The organism is Streptomyces sp. SID13031, assembly GCF_010548305.1.
GTDB lineage: Bacteria > Actinomycetota > Actinomycetes > Propionibacteriales > Kribbellaceae > Kribbella.
This window is the reverse complement of record NZ_JAAGLV010000001.1, coordinates 267744-283789: the sequence shown is the minus strand read 5'-3', so window position 1 is coordinate 283789 and position 16046 is coordinate 267744. Positions and strand designations below refer to the sequence as shown.

The following is a 16046-nucleotide window of genomic DNA, read 5'->3' as shown; positions in this document are numbered from 1 at the left end:
ATTACGGAGCCCTGACGGTCCGGGCGGATCGGGTAGTTGCCGGGTCGCGGGATCCTAGGGTCGATCGCATGGCAGAAATCGGTGTGATCGGTGGGTCCGGCTTCTACTCGTTCCTGACCGGGGCGCGACCGGTCGAGGTCGAAACGCCGTTCGGCCCGCCGAGCCAACCGCCCGTGGTCGGGCTCGTCAACGGGCGCGAGGTCGCGTTCATCCCCCGACACGGCGCGGACCATCGCCTGCCGCCCCATCGCGTCAACTACCGCGCCAACCTGTGGGCGCTGCGACACCTCGGCGTACGGCAGGTGCTCGGACCCTGCGCGGTCGGCTCGCTGCGCGCTTCGCTGACGCCGGGGACGATGCTCGTCCCGGACCAGTACGTCGATCGCACTTGGGGACGCGAGCACACCGTCTACGACGGACTCGGCGGCGGCTCCGGCGTGGCCGCGCCGGTCGTGCATGTGTCGGTGGCTGATCCGTACTGCGCTGCCGGGCGGGCAGCCGTCCTTGCCGCGGGCAACGGGTCGGTGGTTGCCGAGGGCACCATGGTGGTGATCAACGGGCCTCGGTTCTCGACCCGGGCGGAGTCTCGCTGGCATGCGGCGCAGGGGTGGTCGGTGGTCGGGATGACGGGTGCTCCGGAGGCGTCGCTGGCTCGCGAGCTCGCGCTTTGCTACACCTCGGTTGCCGTTGTCACCGATCACGATGCCGGTGTCGAGGCCGGCGGAGGCGTGACCCAGGCGGAGGTGTTTGAGGTCTTCGGTCGCAGCATCGAGCGACTGAAGGGACTGCTGACCGAGGTGATCGGGCAACTGCCCAAGCCGGATGAGGATTGCAGTTGCCGGCACGCCCTGGATGGGACCGATGGAGAGGATCTCTGGTGAAGATTCTGCTCACGGGTGGTGCCGGGTTCATCGGACGGCATGTGCACGCGCAGTTGGTCGCGGACGGTCATGAGGTTCGGGTGCTCGACTCGCTGCGTCCGGATGTCCACCAGATCAAGCCGGTCATCGATGGGTTGATCGTCGCCGATATCCGCGATTTCGAAGCGGTCTCCCGGGCGTTGGATGACGTGGATGCGGTGCTCCATCTCGCGGCGAAGGTCGGGCTGGGGGTCGACCTCGACGATATGGACGACTACGTCAGTACCAACAGCCTCGGTACCGCCGTGTTGCTTCGCGCGATGGGTCGTCAGAAGGTGCGGCGGCTGGTCTTTGCCAGCTCGATGGTCGTCTACGGCGAAGGCCACTACGAGTGCAACCGCCACGGCGCCGTCTCCCCCGGGCCGCGTCGCGTCGAGGATCTGGCTCTGGGGCAGTTCGAACCGCCTTGCCCGATCTGCGCTGAGCCACTGCGTCCCGGGTTGGTCAGCGAAGACGCGCGCCTCGATCCCCGCAACACCTACGCCGCCACCAAACTCCACGGCGAACACCTCGCCGCGACCTGGGCTCGGGAAACCGGCGGCCAGGTCACCGCGCTCCGCTTCCACAACGTCTACGGCCCCGGTATGCCCCGCAACACTCCGTATGCCGGAGTGGCCGCCATCTTCCGCTCCATGCTCGAACGTGGCGAGGCCCCGAAGGTCTACGAGGACGGCAACCAACGCCGAGACTTCATCCACGTCACCGACATCGCCACCGCAGTCGCCACCGCCACAGCCACGGCCGCCGCCACAGCGACCGCCGCAGCCGCGCTCACCGCGCCTTCGCCGTTCACTGCCTACAACGTGGGGAGCGGAACGGTCCGCACCATCGGAGACCTCGCGGCTGAGCTGTCGCGTGCGTACGACGGTCCCGCGCCCGTGGTCACCGGCGCCTACCGCCTCGGCGACGTCCGGCACATCACCGCGTCGTCCGAGCGGTTGCGGGACGAGCTCGGCTGGAAGCCCGACTACGACCTACGCTCAGGCCTGGCAGACCTGCTGAAACACAGCTGACCCGGAGCCCCACCAAACACCAACGCTGCCTCTGGCCCAAGAGCACCGTCGGCCCCGGCGTCCACAACGCCGCCAGCGATGGTTGGCATGTGCTGGCGGTCCGGAGCAGTCGACGCACTTGGCGAACAGCGGGGGTTGTCAGGGGGTGGCGGTTACTGGGGGGAGTTCTATTTTGAAGGTGCAGCCGCCGGGGGTGTTGGCTACGGCGATGTTGCCTTCGTGGGATTCGACCACCCCTCGGGCGATGGCCAACCCCAGGCCGCCTCCGCTACTACCGGCACCGGTAGTAGCCGACGCGTTGGTGGGCGTGCGTTGTTCGTCGCCTCGCCAGCCGATGTCGAAGACTCGGTCCAGGTCGTCGTCGGGGATGCCGCCGCAGGCGTCGGTCACGGCCAGGCGGACTCGGCCGTCTTCTTCGCGGTCGACGGTGAGTTTGACCGTGCCGCCTCGTTCGGTGTGGCGGATCGCGTTGCCGACCAGGTTGGTGACGGCGCGCGTCAGTTCGTCCGCGTCGCCATGGACCGCGAGGCGGTCGTCGTCCGCCGGCGTCGACACCGTCAGCGCCACGCCCTCCGATCGAGCGTGCTCACAGCTCTCCCCCACCACGTCCTCGGCCAGCTCCCGCAGGCTGACGGCCGACCGTCGACGCGGTGGCGGCGCGGCCGACAACCGCGACAGCTCGAACAGATCGTCCACCAGCCCGGTCATCCGGTCGACCGTCGTCCGCATCTGCCGCAACGCGCCGGGCACGTCGTCGATGACGCCGTCCTCCAACCCCTCCGAGACCGCCCGCAACCCGGCGAGCGGAGTCCGGAGATCGTGGGACATGAAGGCGACCAACTCTCGCCGGCTTGCTTCCAGCGCTCGCTCGCGGTCATTCGACGCGGCCAGCTTCTTGCGTGTCATCTCCAGCTCGTCAGTGATCGCCGACAGCTCGGCAGGCACGTTGGTACTGCCCGTCACCGGCTCGTACGATGTACCGAGGTGTCGCAGGCGTCGCCCGACGTCACGTGAGCCCGTGCTGACCCAATGCCCGAGCAGCACCGACATCGCCAGGCCCAGCAGCCCGGAGAACGCCAGGGTCCACAGCACGACGAGCGAGTCGTGTGCCGAGATGAACATCGCCTGCACGCTCTGAGTCACCGCGGCCAGAGCCGCCAGCATCGGTACGACGCCCGCCACGATCATCGTGATCCGCAGCGACTTCCGCCGGAACCGCCACAGCACCGCCCCGCCGAGCACCCCGACCACCAGCGTCCAGCCGGCGGTGAGCGCGAGGATCGTGATCTGGTCGCGGTTCATTCGGCCTCACCTGCGAAGCGATAGCCGGTCCGCGGCACGGTCAGTACCAGCTGCGGATCGGACGGATCCACCTCGATCTTCTCGCGCAGCCGCCGCACGTGCACGGTCACCGTCGACGAGTCCCCGAAGTCCCAGCCCCACACCCGCCGCAACAACTCGGCCTTCGTGTACGCCTTGCCCGGATGCGAGACCAGGAACGCCAGCAGGTCGAACTCGCGATGCGTCAACGACAGCTCGCGACCGTCCAGCGTGGCGATCCGGGCCGCCGTGTCCACGGTGATCGGCCCGCCACTCACCTTGGTCGGCGTCAGATCCAGCCCGGCCAGCCGCTCCTCGCGCCGCAGCATCGCCTGCACCCGCAGCGTCAGCTCGCGCGGGCTGAACGGCTTGACCACGTAGTCGTCCGCGCCGAACTCCAGCCCGACCAGGCGATCCTCTTCCTCGCCCCGGGCCGACAGCATGATCACCGCCGCACCGTCGTCGGCGGCACGCATGCGGCGCAGTACCTCCAGGCCGGACAGTCCGGGCAGCATCACGTCCAGTACTACGACCGACGGCTTCCACTGCTGCCACACCTCGACCGCCGTCACGCCGTCGGCGACCACGCGGGCGTCGTACCCGGCCTTGGTCAGGTACGCCGAGACGACATTCGACACGGTCGGGTCGTCGTCCACCACGAGCACACGAGTAGCCACTGGTCGAGCGTAGATCTTCCGTCCGGCCGAAAGCGCGACCATGCGAGCTCCGGAGTGGGACGTAAGCGAGCGGTAGGCGCTTCCGGCCCCGGAAACCGGCCGATTCTCCCTACCGTCGAAGAGTGCCAGCCGAACCCGCAGCCGAAGTCGATCTCATCCTCCCGTGCCTCAACGAGGCCGCCGCGCTGCCGTGGGTGCTCGCCCGGCTGCCAGCCGGCGTACGGGCTGTTGTCGCCGACAACGGTTCCACTGACGGCTCTGCCGAGATCGCTGCCGGTCTGGGCGCTCTAGTGGTGCCCTGTGAGATCCGCGGGTACGGCGCTGCATGTCACGCGGGTCTGGAAGCCAGTACTGCGCCAATGGTCGCCTTCCTCGATGCAGACGCCTCCCTGGATCCCCGGCAGCTCGTACGGGTAACCGCGCCCGTCCTGGCCGGTCAGTTCGACCTCATGCTCGGCAGGCGGCGACCGGTGTCGCGCGATGTGTGGCCGTGGCACCTACGGCTGGCCAATGCCGAGCTATCCAGGCGCATACGCCGCCGTACCGGAGTACAGCTCCGTGATCTGGGGCCGATGCGCGCGGCGAGGCGAGAGGCCTTGCTGGGCTTGGATCTGCGCGACCGTCGCTCCGGCTACCCGCTGGAGACCGTGGTGAAGGCCGCCGACGCGGGCTGGCGAATCGCAGAGGTCGACGTCGACTACCTGCCGCGCTCTGGACGCTCCAAGGTCACCGGTACGCCGCTAGGGGCCGCGCGGGCCGTGCTGGACATGTCAAAGGTGTTGTCGGCATGAGAACGGACACGCTCATCGTCATCGCCAAGGAGCCAGTGCCGGGGCGGGTGAAGACGCGGTTGCAGACCGAGTTCACCCCGGCGGAGGCGGCGGCGCTCGCACGCGCCTCGCTGGCCGACACGCTCGCCGCTGTCCAGTCCACGCCGGTACGCCGCCAGGTACTCGCGCTGGACGGGCAGACCGGCCCGTGGTTGCCCATGGGGTTCCAGGTCCTCCAGCAACGGGGTGATGGCTTGGCAGAGCGACTTGCAGAAGCATTCGAGGACGCGTACGCCGGCGGGCCGATGCTGTTGGTCGGGATGGACACTCCCCAGCTGACGCCAGAGCTCCTGGAGGTCGACTGGGCCGGGCATGACGCAGTACTCGGGCTGACCGAGGACGGCGGCTACTGGTGCCTCGGGTTGCGTCAACCGGACCGGCGAGCGCTGGTCGGCGTACCGATGTCTACTGACCACACCGGCGCCGACCAGCTAGCTCGCCTGCGGTTGCTCGGGTACAAGGTGTTGCTGCTGCCGACACTGCGGGACATGGACACACCGGACGATGCGGCGGCGTTGGCAGCGCTCTTCCCCGCGTTGCGGATGTCGCGGTTGCATCGGCGGTTGCAGCACTCGGCGTCGCCGGGGTTGCTGTTCGAGAAGGCGCTCGCCGGCGCGCGAGTAGTTGCCACCGGCACCGATGGGCAGCGGCTACCGTCGCTCTGCGAGGTGGATCGGTGGCAGGCCCCGGCTGACGAGGTCGACCGGTTGGCGCTGAGCCGGTGCGAAGGTCCGGTGCTCGACATCGGCTGCGGGCCGGGCCGGATCGTGACCGCACTGGCCGAGCGCGGCATCCCCGCGCTAGGCGTCGACATCTCCGCCGAGGCGGTCCTGCTCACCACCAACCGGGGCGCACCAGCCCTCAGACGCCCGGTGCAGGAGCCGCTGCCGGGCGAAGGCCGTTGGGGCAGCGTCATCCTGATGGACGGCAACATCGGCATCGGGGGTGCGCCCGACCTGCTCCTGAGACGCTGCGCTGAGCTGGTCCGCCCCGACGGCATGGTCCTGGTGGAGGTGGATCCCGACGACGACCTCGACGACGACTCCCCGATCGTGCTGCACAGCAACGGCGGCCGCCGCTCCCGACCGTTGCCCTGGGCAAGAGCCGGAACGCGCGCCGTGATCCGCCACGCCCTCGCCGCCGACCTGCTCGCCACCGAAGACTGGCGAGCCGCCAACCGAGCCTTCCTGACCTTCCGCCGCTCCCCCGTCACCACCACCCTCCGCCAAGCGACCTACCGGTGAAGTTGGTGATGGGTGGGGCGGTTGCGGTTGGGGTTTCGGCGGGCGTGATTGCGGCCGAGGCTGCTGGGTGGTGGCCGAATCTCGCTCTACTAGCCGCTTGCGGTGTGGTTGGCGGGGTCGGCTGGGCGGTGACGCGGCGCCCGGCCGGCCGCCACGCGGTGCTGACCGTGGTTGCGATCGCGGCTGTTTGTCAGGTGCCCGGGCTGCTGAGCGCGCCGATCACCAGTACCGACGCCTATCGGTATGTCTGGGACGGGCGGGTGCAACTGTCCGGGAGTTCGCCGTATTCGCACGTCCCGCTCGCTGACGAGTTGGCGCAACTGCGGGACCCAGTGCTGTTCCCCGGGCTCTCACCGACAGATCGGTCCGGGGTGACCGGGCCGCCGCGAGTTCCGCACGATCCTGCCGCGGTCGCCGCGCTGTCAGCAGACGATCCACGCACGAAGATCAACCGCCCGCGAGTCCCGACCATCTACCCGCCCGTCGCCCAGGCGTACTTCGCGGCCGTCGCGCTCCTCACCCCCTGGTCAGCAGGCACCCTCGGACTCCAGGTAGCCGCCGCAGCACTCGCCGTCGCCCTGACCGCACTCCTCGCCCTCGAACTGAAGCGCCGCAACCGCGACCCACGCTGGGCCTTGCTGTGGGGTTGGTCACCGATCGTGGCCCTGGAAGCCGGCAGCGCCGCCCACGTCGACGTACTCGCAGCCCTCATCATCATCGCCGCCGCAGTCCTGGCGACCCGCCGCCGGCCGATCCTCGCCGGCATCCTCCTCGGCGCCGCCGCAGCCACGAAACTCCTCCCTCTCCTCCTGCTCCCAGCCTTCACAGCACTCAAGCAACGAGACCTCCGTACGCCGGTAGTTGCCATCGGCACCTTTATCGCCAGTTACCTCCCGCACCTGCTGGCGGCCGGCACTCTCGTGATCGGCTTCCTCCCCGGCTACCTGACCCAGGAAGGCTTCGACGACGGCAGCTCCCGCTCGGCGATTCTCGCGCTGCTGTTGCCTCCTGAGGCCCGCCAGCTCGCCGCCGGGCTACTCGCCGTGACGCTCGCCGTCCTGGCCCTCCATCGCCACGGCCGCGAGCCGATCGCCGTCACCTGCTGCTGGCTGTACGGCGCCGCGCTGCTGATCACCACGCCGACCTACCCCTGGTACGGGCTGCCCTTGATCGCCCTCGCAGTCCTGGCCGGCCGGTTCGAGTGGCTCGTCGTACCGGTGGCCGCCTACCTCGCCTACGCCAGCTTCGGCCACGACCAGCGCCAGGGCCTGATCTACGCCGCCGCCCTTGTCATCGTTGTCATCACCATCACCCTGCGTCATCAGAGAGCCACACCGGCCCGGTTTGACGAACTGATCGAGGCACGCCAACACTGATCGGCGTGAGTCCTCGTATCGCACTGGCGAACTCTGCTGACCATGCGGAGCTGCACCCGCACGACCTGCCGCTCGCGGCCGCCCTCCAGGCCGCCGGCCTCGAGCCGGTGGCCGAGGTGTGGACCGACCCGTCGGTCGACTGGTCCTCCTACGACGCAGTCCTGCTGCGTGCCGTCTGGGACTACCACCGGCGCTATCTCGAATTCACCGAGTGGCTCGGCCAGCTCGACAAGGCCGGTGTCAAGGTTCTCAACGACGCAGACCTGGTCCGCTGGAACGCCGACAAGCGCTACCTGCTGGAACTGCGCGAGCGGGGCGTCGCGATCGTGCCGTCCCAGGTCGCGGCCGGCGCGTGCCTGCGCGAGGTCGTCGCCGGGCTGGACGGCCAGCAGATCGTCATCAAGCCGACCGTCAGCGCGACCGCGCACCACACGATCCGCGGCACTGCGGGCTCCGCCGACCTCAACCGCGCGATGGACGAGCTGCCCGACGACGTCTACCTCGTGCAGCCCTTCCAGCCGGAGATCCAGAGCGAGGGCGAGTGGTCGCTCATCTTCCTCGGCGGCGAGTTCAGCCACGCGGTCCTGAAGCAACCGGCAGCTGGTGACTACCGGGTGCAGAACGACTTCGGCGGCACTGCCGAGCTGCTCGACCCGCCGGCCATCGTCCTCAACGGCTCAACCGAGGCCCTGGCCGCGGCGAACACCCGCCGCGCGCCCGTCTATGCCCGCGTCGACGGCATCGTCAGCAACGGCCGGTACCTCCTGATGGAGCTCGAACTGATCGAGCCCTACCTGTTCCTCCCGCTGGCCGCCGACTCCGCGACCCGCTTCGCCACCGCGATAGCCGGCCGCCTGAGCTGACAGCACCGCCAGGAAGCCGAGCTGGACGGCCGTGGCGACCACCAGTCGCACGCTCAAGGTGTCGACGTCCGGCCAGGCGGCGATCACCAGCGCGCCGACGATCGCCGCGATGGACGCCAGGCGCCGAGTACCAGTGAGGCGCCGGGCGAACACGATCGCGGCCGCCGTCCAGGCGAGTTGAGCGACCCCGAAGCCGATCTCATGCAGGATGCGGTGCTACAGGCTGCCGGTGAGGATGAAGTTCGTGATCTGAATCCAGCCGGCGTCGCCTAGGGCGAGCAGGCTGATCGGGTGCTTGGCCGGGTCGAAGCTGTCGCGGGTGAAGGCCTGCAAGGCCCAGAGCGTCAGGAAGAGCGGCGCCGCCAGTACTCCGCAGTACGCCGTCCGGTTGATCGTCATGGTCGTTCCTCTCCGCTGGGTGGTGTTCTCAGCAGAGACGTCGGGCCTGTTCGCGGGTACCGGACAGCCGGCTCATAGTGTAGTAATTAAGTCGACTAGCTCTCATATTCTAAGACGCGACGCGGACCACCCGTGAAGGCACTTAGCGTTTACACCATGAGGCCGACCCTGACAGTGATCGCAGACCCCGCGGACCGCTGGATGACCAAGGCAGCCTGCGTCGGACAAGCATCCTTGTACGACGAGACTGCAACGCCCTGGGAACAGCGCAAGGCGCGCGAGCTCTGCCTGTCCAGCTGCCCAGTGCTCACCGAGTGCCAAGCGTGGGCTCGCCGCGAGAAGTTCACCGGTACCGCGGCCGGCCAACGCCTCCTCTACGGCCGCCGCCGCGGCCACCCGGAGTCAGCCGCGAGCTGAGCGCGTTCCGGTCAGGAGGGTGACGTCGATCCGTTCGTCGAACGGCGCGTGCCCCTCCAAGGCCCGGCCGACCTGCTTGGCGAAGTACGAGCGTTGGTCGAGGGGCGGGAGGAGGTTGACCGGGAGGGCGGAGTAGACGCCGCCGATGATGTGGTCGAGGTCGAGTACGTCGGTGTAGTGGAACTGGCGCTGGTTCACGGTGAAGCCGGCGGCGGACAGGCTTTCGGCGTACCGGGTGCGGCTGTCCGGGTCTGTGCCGCAGGTCGCGGTGACCTCGGAGTCCAGCCACAGCTCCAGGTGGCGTCGCAGTGCTCGGGACCAGTCGCTGTCCTGCAGCCAGAGCGGCGTCCCGTTCGTCACGACGGCGACGCCGCCACCCGCGCGGAGCAGTGGGTGGAGCGCGTGGAACAAGGTGTCGTGATCCATCCAGTGCAGTGCCTGGCCGATCGTGACGGCGCCGAGGCACTCCTTGCCGAGCAGCGCGCCGAGCACGGACACATCCGCGTCGGAGCCGACCATCCAGCTCAGGTTGCTCCGGTCGGCCGCCACCCGGCGGGCCTCGGCGAGCATGTCGGGCTCCGGATCCATCCCGATGACGGCGCGGACCCGCTCCGCGAGCGGTAGTGCGAGCTGTCCGGTGCCGCAGCCGAGATCGACGACCACGTCGTCCCGGGTCAGCTCGAAGGCACTCACCAGGCCATCGATCACCTCAGCCGGATACCCGCGCCGATAGCGCTGGTAGAAGCCGGCCACCTCACCTCCGAACCCCATGTCCACGCCTCCACTCTGTCGTACCTGGTGAGACGAACGCGATCGCCGTCAGGTTTCTCACAACCGTTAATGTCTGAGGTATGCCGAGCATCGAGGACGTTCGCAGCGCCGCCGCCGGACTGTACGGGCGGATCCACCGGACCCCGATGGTCGAGTCGTCGGCCCTCGACGAGCTCTTCGGCGGGCGGCTCACGCTGAAGGCCGAGCTGTTCCAGAAGACCGGGAGCTTCAAGGTCCGCGGGCTGCTCAACAAAACGCTCAAGCTGTCTCCCGAGGAACGCGAGCGCGGCGTCATCACCGTCTCGGCCGGCAATGCGGCCGGCGCCCTCGCCTGGGCTGCTCGCGACGCCGGCGTACCGGCGACCGTGGTGATGGCGAAGACCGCAGTACCGGCCAAGATCGCGGCTGCTCGTGCGTACGGGGCTCAGGTGGAGCTGGTCGAGGGCGATCTGATCGGCGCCTACGAGTCGATCCGGGACGAGCGCAAGCTGACCGGGGTGCATCCGTTCGACGACCTCGACGTGATCACCGGGCACGGCAGCCTCGGGCTGGAACTGCTCGAAGACCGGCCGGAGATCGAGACCGTGCTCGTACCCGTCGGCGGTGGCGGGCTCATCTCCGGTGTCGCGCTGGCGGTCAAGCTGCTCAAGCCCGGGATCCGCGTGATCGGCATCGAGCCCGAGAACGCCGACGTCGTCAGCCGCAGCCTCGCGGCAGGCTCACCGCAGAAGCTGCCGACGGCCAAGAGCGTCGCCGACGGCCTCGCCGCCCCGATCTGCGGCACGCACAACTACGCGATCATCACCCAGTACGTCGACCAGGTGGTGCGGGTGAGCGAGGAAGCCATCATCGAGGCGACCAAGCTCGTCATGTCCCGCACCAAGCTCGCGCTGGAGCCGGCCGCGGCCGCGCCGTTCGCCGCCCTGCTCGAGAAGAAGCTCGAGCTGGGCGACGGCCTGACCGCCAGCGTGGTCAGCGGCGGCAACCTGGACGTCGCAAAGCTGGCCCTCTAGGCGTGAGCAGGATCCAGCTGCCGCGGTGGCAGGTCCGGGACGACGCCGTCACCCGGGTCGTTGACCAGGTCGCCTTGACGAACCGGATCCTTCTCCGGGAGCAGGATGTCGCGGGCGACGACCAGCATCAGCCACAGCGTGCCGGCCATCCGTAGGACGACGGACAGCCAGTAGATCTTGTCCGGCTGATCCGGCGACCCCGGCGCCAGGAACTGGGCCAGATGCAGCCAGACCATCATCCAGTAGAACGTCTCGCACGCCTGCCAGATCAGCCAGTCCCGCAGCTTCGGGCGAGCCAGCGCGACCAGCGGCAGCAGCCAGAGCACGTACTGCGGTGAGTACACCTTGTTGACCAGCAGGAACGCGGCGACCACCAGGAACGCCAGTTGCGCGAACCGCGGCGGCCGCGGTGCCATCAGCCCGAGGATCGCGATCGACAGGCACAGGCCGGCGAAGATCACGATGTTGAGCTGGTTGACGTCGGCGACCTCGTGTTTGGCCAGCTTCAGGACGTACCAGATCGAGCCGTAGTCGCTCTCGCGTTCGTCGTTGAAGACCCAGAACGACAGCCACTCGTTCTTGGCCAGCAGATAGATGGGCGCGTTCACCAGCCCCCAGCTGAACGCCGTGGCCACGGCGGCGAGGAACCAGTGCCACAGCTTCCGGCCGCGCAGGCAGACGATCAGCAGCGGCCCGAGCAGCAGGAACGGGTAGAACTTCGCCGCCGTCCCCAGCCCGAGCAGGATGCCGAACCAGATCGGTTTCCCTCGCGACCAGGCCCACATCGCGCCCGCTGTCAGTACCACCGCGAACAGGTCCCAGTTGATCGTGGAGGTGAAGGCGAGCACCGGCGCGGCGGCGACGTACAGGGCGACCATCGGCTGCCCACGGGCCCCGCCGGGGCGTTTGGCGACGCCGCGCGCGGTCGCCACGGTCAGGCCGACCAGCAGCAGCGCGCAGAGGAAGAGCATCGCGACGTTGACGACGAAGAAGACGCCGGCCGTGTCGCGTTTCTGCTCGGCGGTCAGGTCCTTCTTCGGGTCACCGGTGAACACCCAGGTGACCCTGGCCGCGACCTCCATGAAGCCGCCGGTCAGCACCGGGTACTCCAGGACCGGGTAGTTACCGGTGTCCAGGAAGGGCCGATTGCCCTCGGCGAAGCCGCGCTCCTGGTAGAGGTAGCCGATGTCGGAGTAGCACAGCGCCTTGAACGGCCGCCAGCTCTGCCGGTCCCAGCCGGCGTCCATACAGGGCGCCTTCTGCAATACGCCGAGCGCGAAGGTGATCGTGCACACCGCGAGCGCGATCCGCAGCGGCGTCCACCAGGACGAGCTGAGCCGGGCGAACCTGCCGGCGGGACCGCCGAGGCCCACAGTCAGGCGCGCGACGGCCGGTTCGACCTCGGGCGGCCGAGGCTGCGAGTCCGGCCGAGGCTGCGAGTCCTGGGCACGTGGTGGCGTCACGGTGGCCATCGTCTCCTATCCGCTCGACCGCCTGGCAGGCGGCGCCCGCCAGGTTACCCAGGTTGTCCACCCCTATGCGTCATTACGGTCGGCCGCGCGTCCCTCCAGCCCGGTCAGAAGTGCTGCGGCCCGGGCTGGGTCCTCCCACCAGAAGAAGTGGCCGGCGCCTTCGAACAGCTCCAGCCGGGCGTCCGGGATCAGCCCGGCCAGGCGGCGCCCGTTCACCACCGGGATGCCGGCGTCCGCAGTACCGTGCAGGACCATGGTGGGTGTCGTGATCGCGCCGAGCCGGTCACCCGTGTCGTGGGCGAGCGCGGCCTGCCACTGCAGCTGGATCACCGGTACCGGAATCTTCACCGAGAGCGCACGGTTCTGGTACTCCTCGAACAGCCCCGGTGTCTCGGCAGCGAACCGCCGGGAGAAGTTGGCCTCGAAACTCGTCTTGGTCGCGTGGTCGGGGTCCCGGGTCGCGCACGCCTCGACCATCCGGCGCGACGTCTCCGACATCACCCCCTCCGGCCCGCCCGCCCAGGTGCACCCGATCGCGAGCGCGCGGACGAGCTCCGGGTGGCGCAGGACGAGTTCCTGCGCCACCATCCCGCCCAGCGAGATCCCGAACACCAGCGCGTCGCTCCACCCCAGCGACTCGATCACCGCGGCCGCGTCGTCGGCCAGATCGGCCGTGCTGAACGCCTCGTCCGCCCGGTCGCCGCGCCCGACCCCCCGATGGTCGTACGCGACGATGTCGAAGTCCGGCTCCAGCAGCGACAACAGCTCCTCACCCCACATCGCGTGATGGGCGCCCATCCCGTGGATCAGCAACAACGGCGCACCCCGCCCGCGCCGTACATGATCCAGCCGGCGACCACCGGCTCCTGTCAGATAGTCGAGCATCGTCCCGCCGTCCGTCCGGGTTCGGAATCAGTCAGAACTGTGGCCGGACGGCCTTGCAGCCGGCTTGCAGTCAGTCGCCGAGGAACAGCGCGACCATCTCGCTCCAGGACAGCTCGACACCCGCGGGCACGGCGATGCCCTCGAAGGCATCCTCGACCCATGGCTCCGCCGGGTTGACCAGTCCACGGGTCCGCAGGCCGAGAAGCTCAGCATGCGTCCGTACTGCGGCCAGCAGCCGCGCGGCATCCTCCGGCGACCGGCCGACGCGCATCATCGCCAGCGCGCCGATCCGCAGTACGTTCAACGCGTAGGGATAGTCCTCGTGCTCGAGGAACTTCGCGAGCGAGACGCGGACCCGCTCCATCGCGCGCTCCGGGGATACCGCCCGGGGATGGAGCAGGAACGTCTCGGCGACCGCGAGATTGGCCCAGGCACGCATGAAGCCGCGCCCCGTCTGCTCGATGAGGTCCGCCTGCACCAGGATGGCTTCCTCGTCCCCCGCCTGATGGGCTGCCTTCAGCAGGGCGACGCCGTACACGGAGCGGGCGGAGGACACCAACCCGGTCAGGCCGTGGTCGGTGCTGATCGTCTCCACCCGGCCGGCGATGTCGGCGGTCAGTTCGGTCCGGCCGCCGACCGCGCAGCCGACCGCGAGGAAGAGGCACAGCTCCGCGTAGTCGCGCGGCGATTCGGTCGACGCCGCCGGGAGCAACTCGACCACCGTGTCGACCAGTTCGTCCACTCCGCGCAGATCGCCGGAGAAGTAGGTGAGCGCGGTCAGCGAGTTGAGCGCCCGCCCGCGGTCGATCGCGGGCCCGTCCGGCGCGGCGTCCAGCGCGGCGCGGAGCATCCGGATCGCCTCGCCGTGATGCACGCTGCGGTAGAGGTAGACACCCAGGCCGACGGCGGTGGTCAGGGCTGCGGCAGGATCGCGGGCGAGGTCATGAGCAAAACCTGCCCGGACGTTCGGCAGCTCCCGATTCATCCTCCGGATGAACCAGCCACCCCGGTGCTCGCGGATCGCCACGGCGCAGTGCTCGGTGAGCAGGTGCACCCAGCGAGCCTGCAGCTTGAGTGTCCCGTCCGGATCCGGATCGATCTTGCGGCAGTACGCGCGGATGCTCTCGAGCAGGAGGTATCTGGTCGGCTCGGCCGTCGTATCGGCGACCACGACCGACCGGGTCACCAACGCCGACAGCGACTCCAGTACTTCGACCGCGGTACCGCGAACCCCCAGGCTCTCCGCCGCCTCGAGCGTGAAGCCGCCCTCGAACGCCCACAACCTGAGCAGCAGCCCGCGATCCGCGGGATCCAGCAGATCGACGCTCCAGCCGATCGCCGCCGCCAGCGTCTCGTGTCTGGCCACCGAGCCCCGTGGCACCGCCCCGAGCAGCGCGAAGCGATCGTCGAGCCGGTCGGCGATCTCGCCCAGGCCGAGCACTCGCGCCCGCGCCGCCGCCAGCTCGATGGCCAGCGGAAGGCCGTCCAGCGCGGCCGCGACCCGGCGGGCGTCCATCAGCTCGGTGGCCGATGGCAACCAGCCGGGGCGGACCGCTTGAACGCGATCGACCAGCAGTCCTACGGCGGCATCGCCATCGGTTGCCCAAGGCAATGGATCGACCGGCAGGGTGAGCTCGCCTTCGACTCCCAGCGGCTCACGGCTCGTCGCGAGAATTCTCAGCCGCGGGCATCCTTGGATCAGGCTGGCCACCAAGCTGCCTGCCGCGGCCACGAGGTGCTCGCAGTTGTCCAGCACCAACAGAGCCGGGCGGGTCCCGATCGTGCGGATCAGCAGCGCGGTCGGGTCGCCGTCCCTGGCCACCAGGCCGACCGCATCGGCCACAGCTGTCGGTACGGCCGCCGGATCCGACACGTCCGCCAGCTTCGCGAACCAGAGCTCGTCCGTCGGCGGCAAGGTCGAGACGTACTCGACGGTCAGTCGCGTCTTGCCCACTCCGCCCGGCCCGATCAGCGTCACCAGCCTCTGACGGGTCAATCGGTCGGCGAGCTGGGCGAGGTCGGCGGCGCGTCCGACGAAGGAGGTCAGCGGACGTGGTACCGGGGTCATAGGCGTGGCCAGCGTTGCGAGCCGCAGCCGTGGGTCTTGGGCGAGGACCTGTTGTTCGAGCATCTGCAGCTCGGGTCCGGGGTCGACGCCGAGTTGGTCGGCGAGCAGATCGCGGACCTTGCGCAGGGTCGCGAGCGCGTCTCCTTGCCGGTTGCAACGGTAGAGACCGAGCACCAGCAAGGCCCAGCGCCGCTCGCGCAATGGCTGCTCTCTCACCAACTGCTCCAGCTGCGCCACGGCGCCAGCGGCATCTCCATCGTCCAGCCGGGCCGAGACGAGTTCCTCGGCGGCGACCTCGTGGAGTTCTTGCAGCCGACTGCGATCCGCGTGGGCGAGCTCGTCGGGCAGCTCGGCATAGGGCTCGCCACGCCATAAGGCGAGCGCCTCTGTGAGTTGCCTCCGCGCGACGTCCGGCCTGGCGGCTCTGGCCGACTCGATCAGCTCGGCGAACCGCAGTACGTCCAGCTCGTCGACGGTCAGGCGGTAGCCGGTCGCAGTACGGTCCAGACGATCCCTGTACTCCGCGCCGAGGGCCGAGCGCAGCCTGGAGACGTACGCCTGCATCGCCGCCGACGGTTTGGGCGGCGGGGTGTCGTCCCACATGGCTGCGGCCAGCCGATCGTTGGACACGGCAGAGCCGCCGGCAGCCGCCAACGCAGCCACCAGCCGACGCGGCAACGCGCCCCCGACATCGATCTGAACCCCGTCAACAACCAGTTCGATCGGCCCCAGAACCCGGCACTCGAGCACCGGCCGAGCATACGCCGAGACGGCCGAC

16 protein-coding genes and 1 pseudogene are annotated in these 16046 nt (G+C 69.3%); 10 read left to right on the top strand and 7 right to left on the bottom strand.

The genetic code is table 11. The annotated features are described in order from the left end of the window. Window positions 1-68: 68 nt before the first annotated feature. Both G3I17_RS01270 and G3I17_RS01265 read left to right on the top strand, forming a co-directional pair. A complete protein-coding gene (locus G3I17_RS01270; protein ID WP_164593069.1) occupies window positions 69-881 on the top strand; it encodes an S-methyl-5'-thioadenosine phosphorylase in 813 nt (270 codons plus the stop codon). Beyond that, window positions 878-1933: an NAD-dependent epimerase/dehydratase family protein gene (locus G3I17_RS01265; protein WP_164593067.1), complete on the top strand. Its 1056-nt coding sequence runs from the start codon at window positions 878-880 to the stop codon at window positions 1931-1933. The genes G3I17_RS01270 and G3I17_RS01265 overlap by 4 nt, the downstream gene beginning before the upstream one ends. Window positions 1934-2071: 138 nt before the next feature. Here G3I17_RS01265 and G3I17_RS01260 read toward each other — a convergent pair whose 3' ends face one another. Continuing rightward, the gene (locus G3I17_RS01260; RefSeq protein WP_164593065.1) at window positions 2072-3235 is read right to left on the bottom strand and encodes a HAMP domain-containing sensor histidine kinase; all 1164 of its coding nucleotides are present in this window, start codon (window positions 3233-3235) and stop codon (window positions 2072-2074) included. Further along, window positions 3232-3930 carry a response regulator transcription factor gene (locus tag G3I17_RS01255; RefSeq protein WP_343238180.1) on the bottom strand — a complete coding sequence of 233 codons (699 nt, stop codon included), beginning with the start codon at window positions 3928-3930 and terminating at the stop codon, window positions 3232-3234. The genes G3I17_RS01260 and G3I17_RS01255 overlap by 4 nt, the downstream gene beginning before the upstream one ends. Window positions 3931-4052: 122 nt before the next feature. Between G3I17_RS01255 and G3I17_RS01250 the strand changes: the two genes are divergently transcribed. The 6 genes and pseudogenes from G3I17_RS01250 (at window position 4053) to G3I17_RS01230 (ending at window position 8424) form a co-directional block, all read left to right on the top strand. After that, window positions 4053-4721: a glycosyltransferase family 2 protein gene (locus tag G3I17_RS01250; RefSeq protein WP_164593061.1), complete on the top strand. Its 669-nt coding sequence runs from the start codon at window positions 4053-4055 to the stop codon at window positions 4719-4721. Next, a pseudogene (locus G3I17_RS39625) lies at window positions 4718-5281 on the top strand (TIGR04282 family arsenosugar biosynthesis glycosyltransferase); the annotation flags it as partial. The gene G3I17_RS01250 and the pseudogene G3I17_RS39625, both read left to right, overlap by 4 nt. 21 nt (window positions 5282-5302) lie before the next feature. Further along, window positions 5303-6004 (top strand): class I SAM-dependent methyltransferase, encoded by a 702-nt coding sequence (locus G3I17_RS39620; protein WP_203589679.1) that lies wholly within the window; start codon window positions 5303-5305, stop codon window positions 6002-6004. Continuing rightward, window positions 6001-7380 carry a glycosyltransferase 87 family protein gene (locus G3I17_RS01240; protein ID WP_203589581.1) on the top strand — a complete coding sequence of 460 codons (1380 nt, stop codon included), beginning with the start codon at window positions 6001-6003 and terminating at the stop codon, window positions 7378-7380. The genes G3I17_RS39620 and G3I17_RS01240 overlap by 4 nt, the downstream gene beginning before the upstream one ends. Window positions 7381-7385: 5 nt before the next feature. Further along, entirely contained in the window at window positions 7386-8243 is an 858-nt protein-coding gene (locus G3I17_RS01235) for a hypothetical protein (protein WP_164593055.1), read from the top strand. A 31-nt stretch (window positions 8244-8274) separates the two neighbouring features. Beyond that, a complete protein-coding gene (locus G3I17_RS01230) occupies window positions 8275-8424 on the top strand; it encodes a hypothetical protein (protein WP_164593053.1) in 150 nt (49 codons plus the stop codon). 35 nt (window positions 8425-8459) lie between these two features. On the opposite strand, the gene G3I17_RS01225 is transcribed toward G3I17_RS01230, so the two are convergent. Continuing rightward, entirely contained in the window at window positions 8460-8642 is a 183-nt protein-coding gene (locus G3I17_RS01225) for a DUF998 domain-containing protein (protein ID WP_164593051.1), read from the bottom strand. 156 nt (window positions 8643-8798) lie between these two features. On the opposite strand from G3I17_RS01225, the gene G3I17_RS01220 reads away from it, so the two are divergent. After that, complete coding sequence (locus G3I17_RS01220; protein ID WP_164593050.1) at window positions 8799-9059, top strand: WhiB family transcriptional regulator; 261 nt, start codon at window positions 8799-8801, stop codon at window positions 9057-9059. Here G3I17_RS01220 and G3I17_RS01215 read toward each other — a convergent pair. Then, a complete protein-coding gene (locus G3I17_RS01215) occupies window positions 9045-9830 on the bottom strand; it encodes a class I SAM-dependent methyltransferase (RefSeq protein ID WP_203589580.1) in 786 nt (261 codons plus the stop codon). The two genes, G3I17_RS01220 and G3I17_RS01215, sit on opposite strands and share 15 nt — an antisense overlap. An 80-nt stretch (window positions 9831-9910) precedes the next feature. Here G3I17_RS01215 and G3I17_RS01210 point away from each other — a divergent pair, with 80 nt between their 5' ends. Beyond that, on the top strand, window positions 9911-10843 hold the full coding sequence (locus tag G3I17_RS01210) for a threonine/serine dehydratase (protein ID WP_164593046.1): 933 nt from the start codon (window positions 9911-9913) through the stop codon (window positions 10841-10843). Here G3I17_RS01210 and G3I17_RS01205 read toward each other — a convergent pair. From G3I17_RS01205 to G3I17_RS01195, 3 genes are all read right to left on the bottom strand, one after another. Continuing rightward, window positions 10840-12306: a glycosyltransferase 87 family protein gene (locus G3I17_RS01205; RefSeq protein ID WP_203589579.1), complete on the bottom strand. Its 1467-nt coding sequence runs from the start codon at window positions 12304-12306 to the stop codon at window positions 10840-10842. The two genes, G3I17_RS01210 and G3I17_RS01205, sit on opposite strands and share 4 nt — an antisense overlap. A gap of 72 nt (window positions 12307-12378) precedes the next feature. Next, window positions 12379-13200 (bottom strand): alpha/beta hydrolase, encoded by an 822-nt coding sequence (locus G3I17_RS01200; protein WP_164593042.1) that lies wholly within the window; start codon window positions 13198-13200, stop codon window positions 12379-12381. Between the two features lie 70 nt (window positions 13201-13270). Continuing rightward, the gene (locus G3I17_RS01195; RefSeq protein WP_164593040.1) at window positions 13271-16018 is read right to left on the bottom strand and encodes a BTAD domain-containing putative transcriptional regulator; all 2748 of its coding nucleotides are present in this window, start codon (window positions 16016-16018) and stop codon (window positions 13271-13273) included. Window positions 16019-16046: the final 28 nt, after the last annotated feature.

Coding starts and splice junctions, on each gene's coding strand:
- G3I17_RS01270 (WP_164593069.1), top strand. CDS start 69: ATGGCAGAAATCGGTGTGATCGGTGGGTCCGGCTTCTACTCGTTCCTG.
- G3I17_RS01260 (WP_164593065.1), bottom strand. CDS start 3,235: ATGAACCGCGACCAGATCACGATCCTCGCGCTCACCGCCGGCTGGACG.
- G3I17_RS39620 (WP_203589679.1), top strand. CDS start 5,303: ATGTCGCGGTTGCATCGGCGGTTGCAGCACTCGGCGTCGCCGGGGTTG.
- G3I17_RS01225 (WP_164593051.1), bottom strand. CDS start 8,642: ATGACGATCAACCGGACGGCGTACTGCGGAGTACTGGCGGCGCCGCTC.
- G3I17_RS01220 (WP_164593050.1), top strand. CDS start 8,799: ATGAGGCCGACCCTGACAGTGATCGCAGACCCCGCGGACCGCTGGATG.
- G3I17_RS01215 (WP_203589580.1), bottom strand. CDS start 9,830: ATGGGGTTCGGAGGTGAGGTGGCCGGCTTCTACCAGCGCTATCGGCGC.
- G3I17_RS01210 (WP_164593046.1), top strand. CDS start 9,911: ATGCCGAGCATCGAGGACGTTCGCAGCGCCGCCGCCGGACTGTACGGG.
- G3I17_RS01200 (WP_164593042.1), bottom strand. CDS start 13,200: ATGCTCGACTATCTGACAGGAGCCGGTGGTCGCCGGCTGGATCATGTA.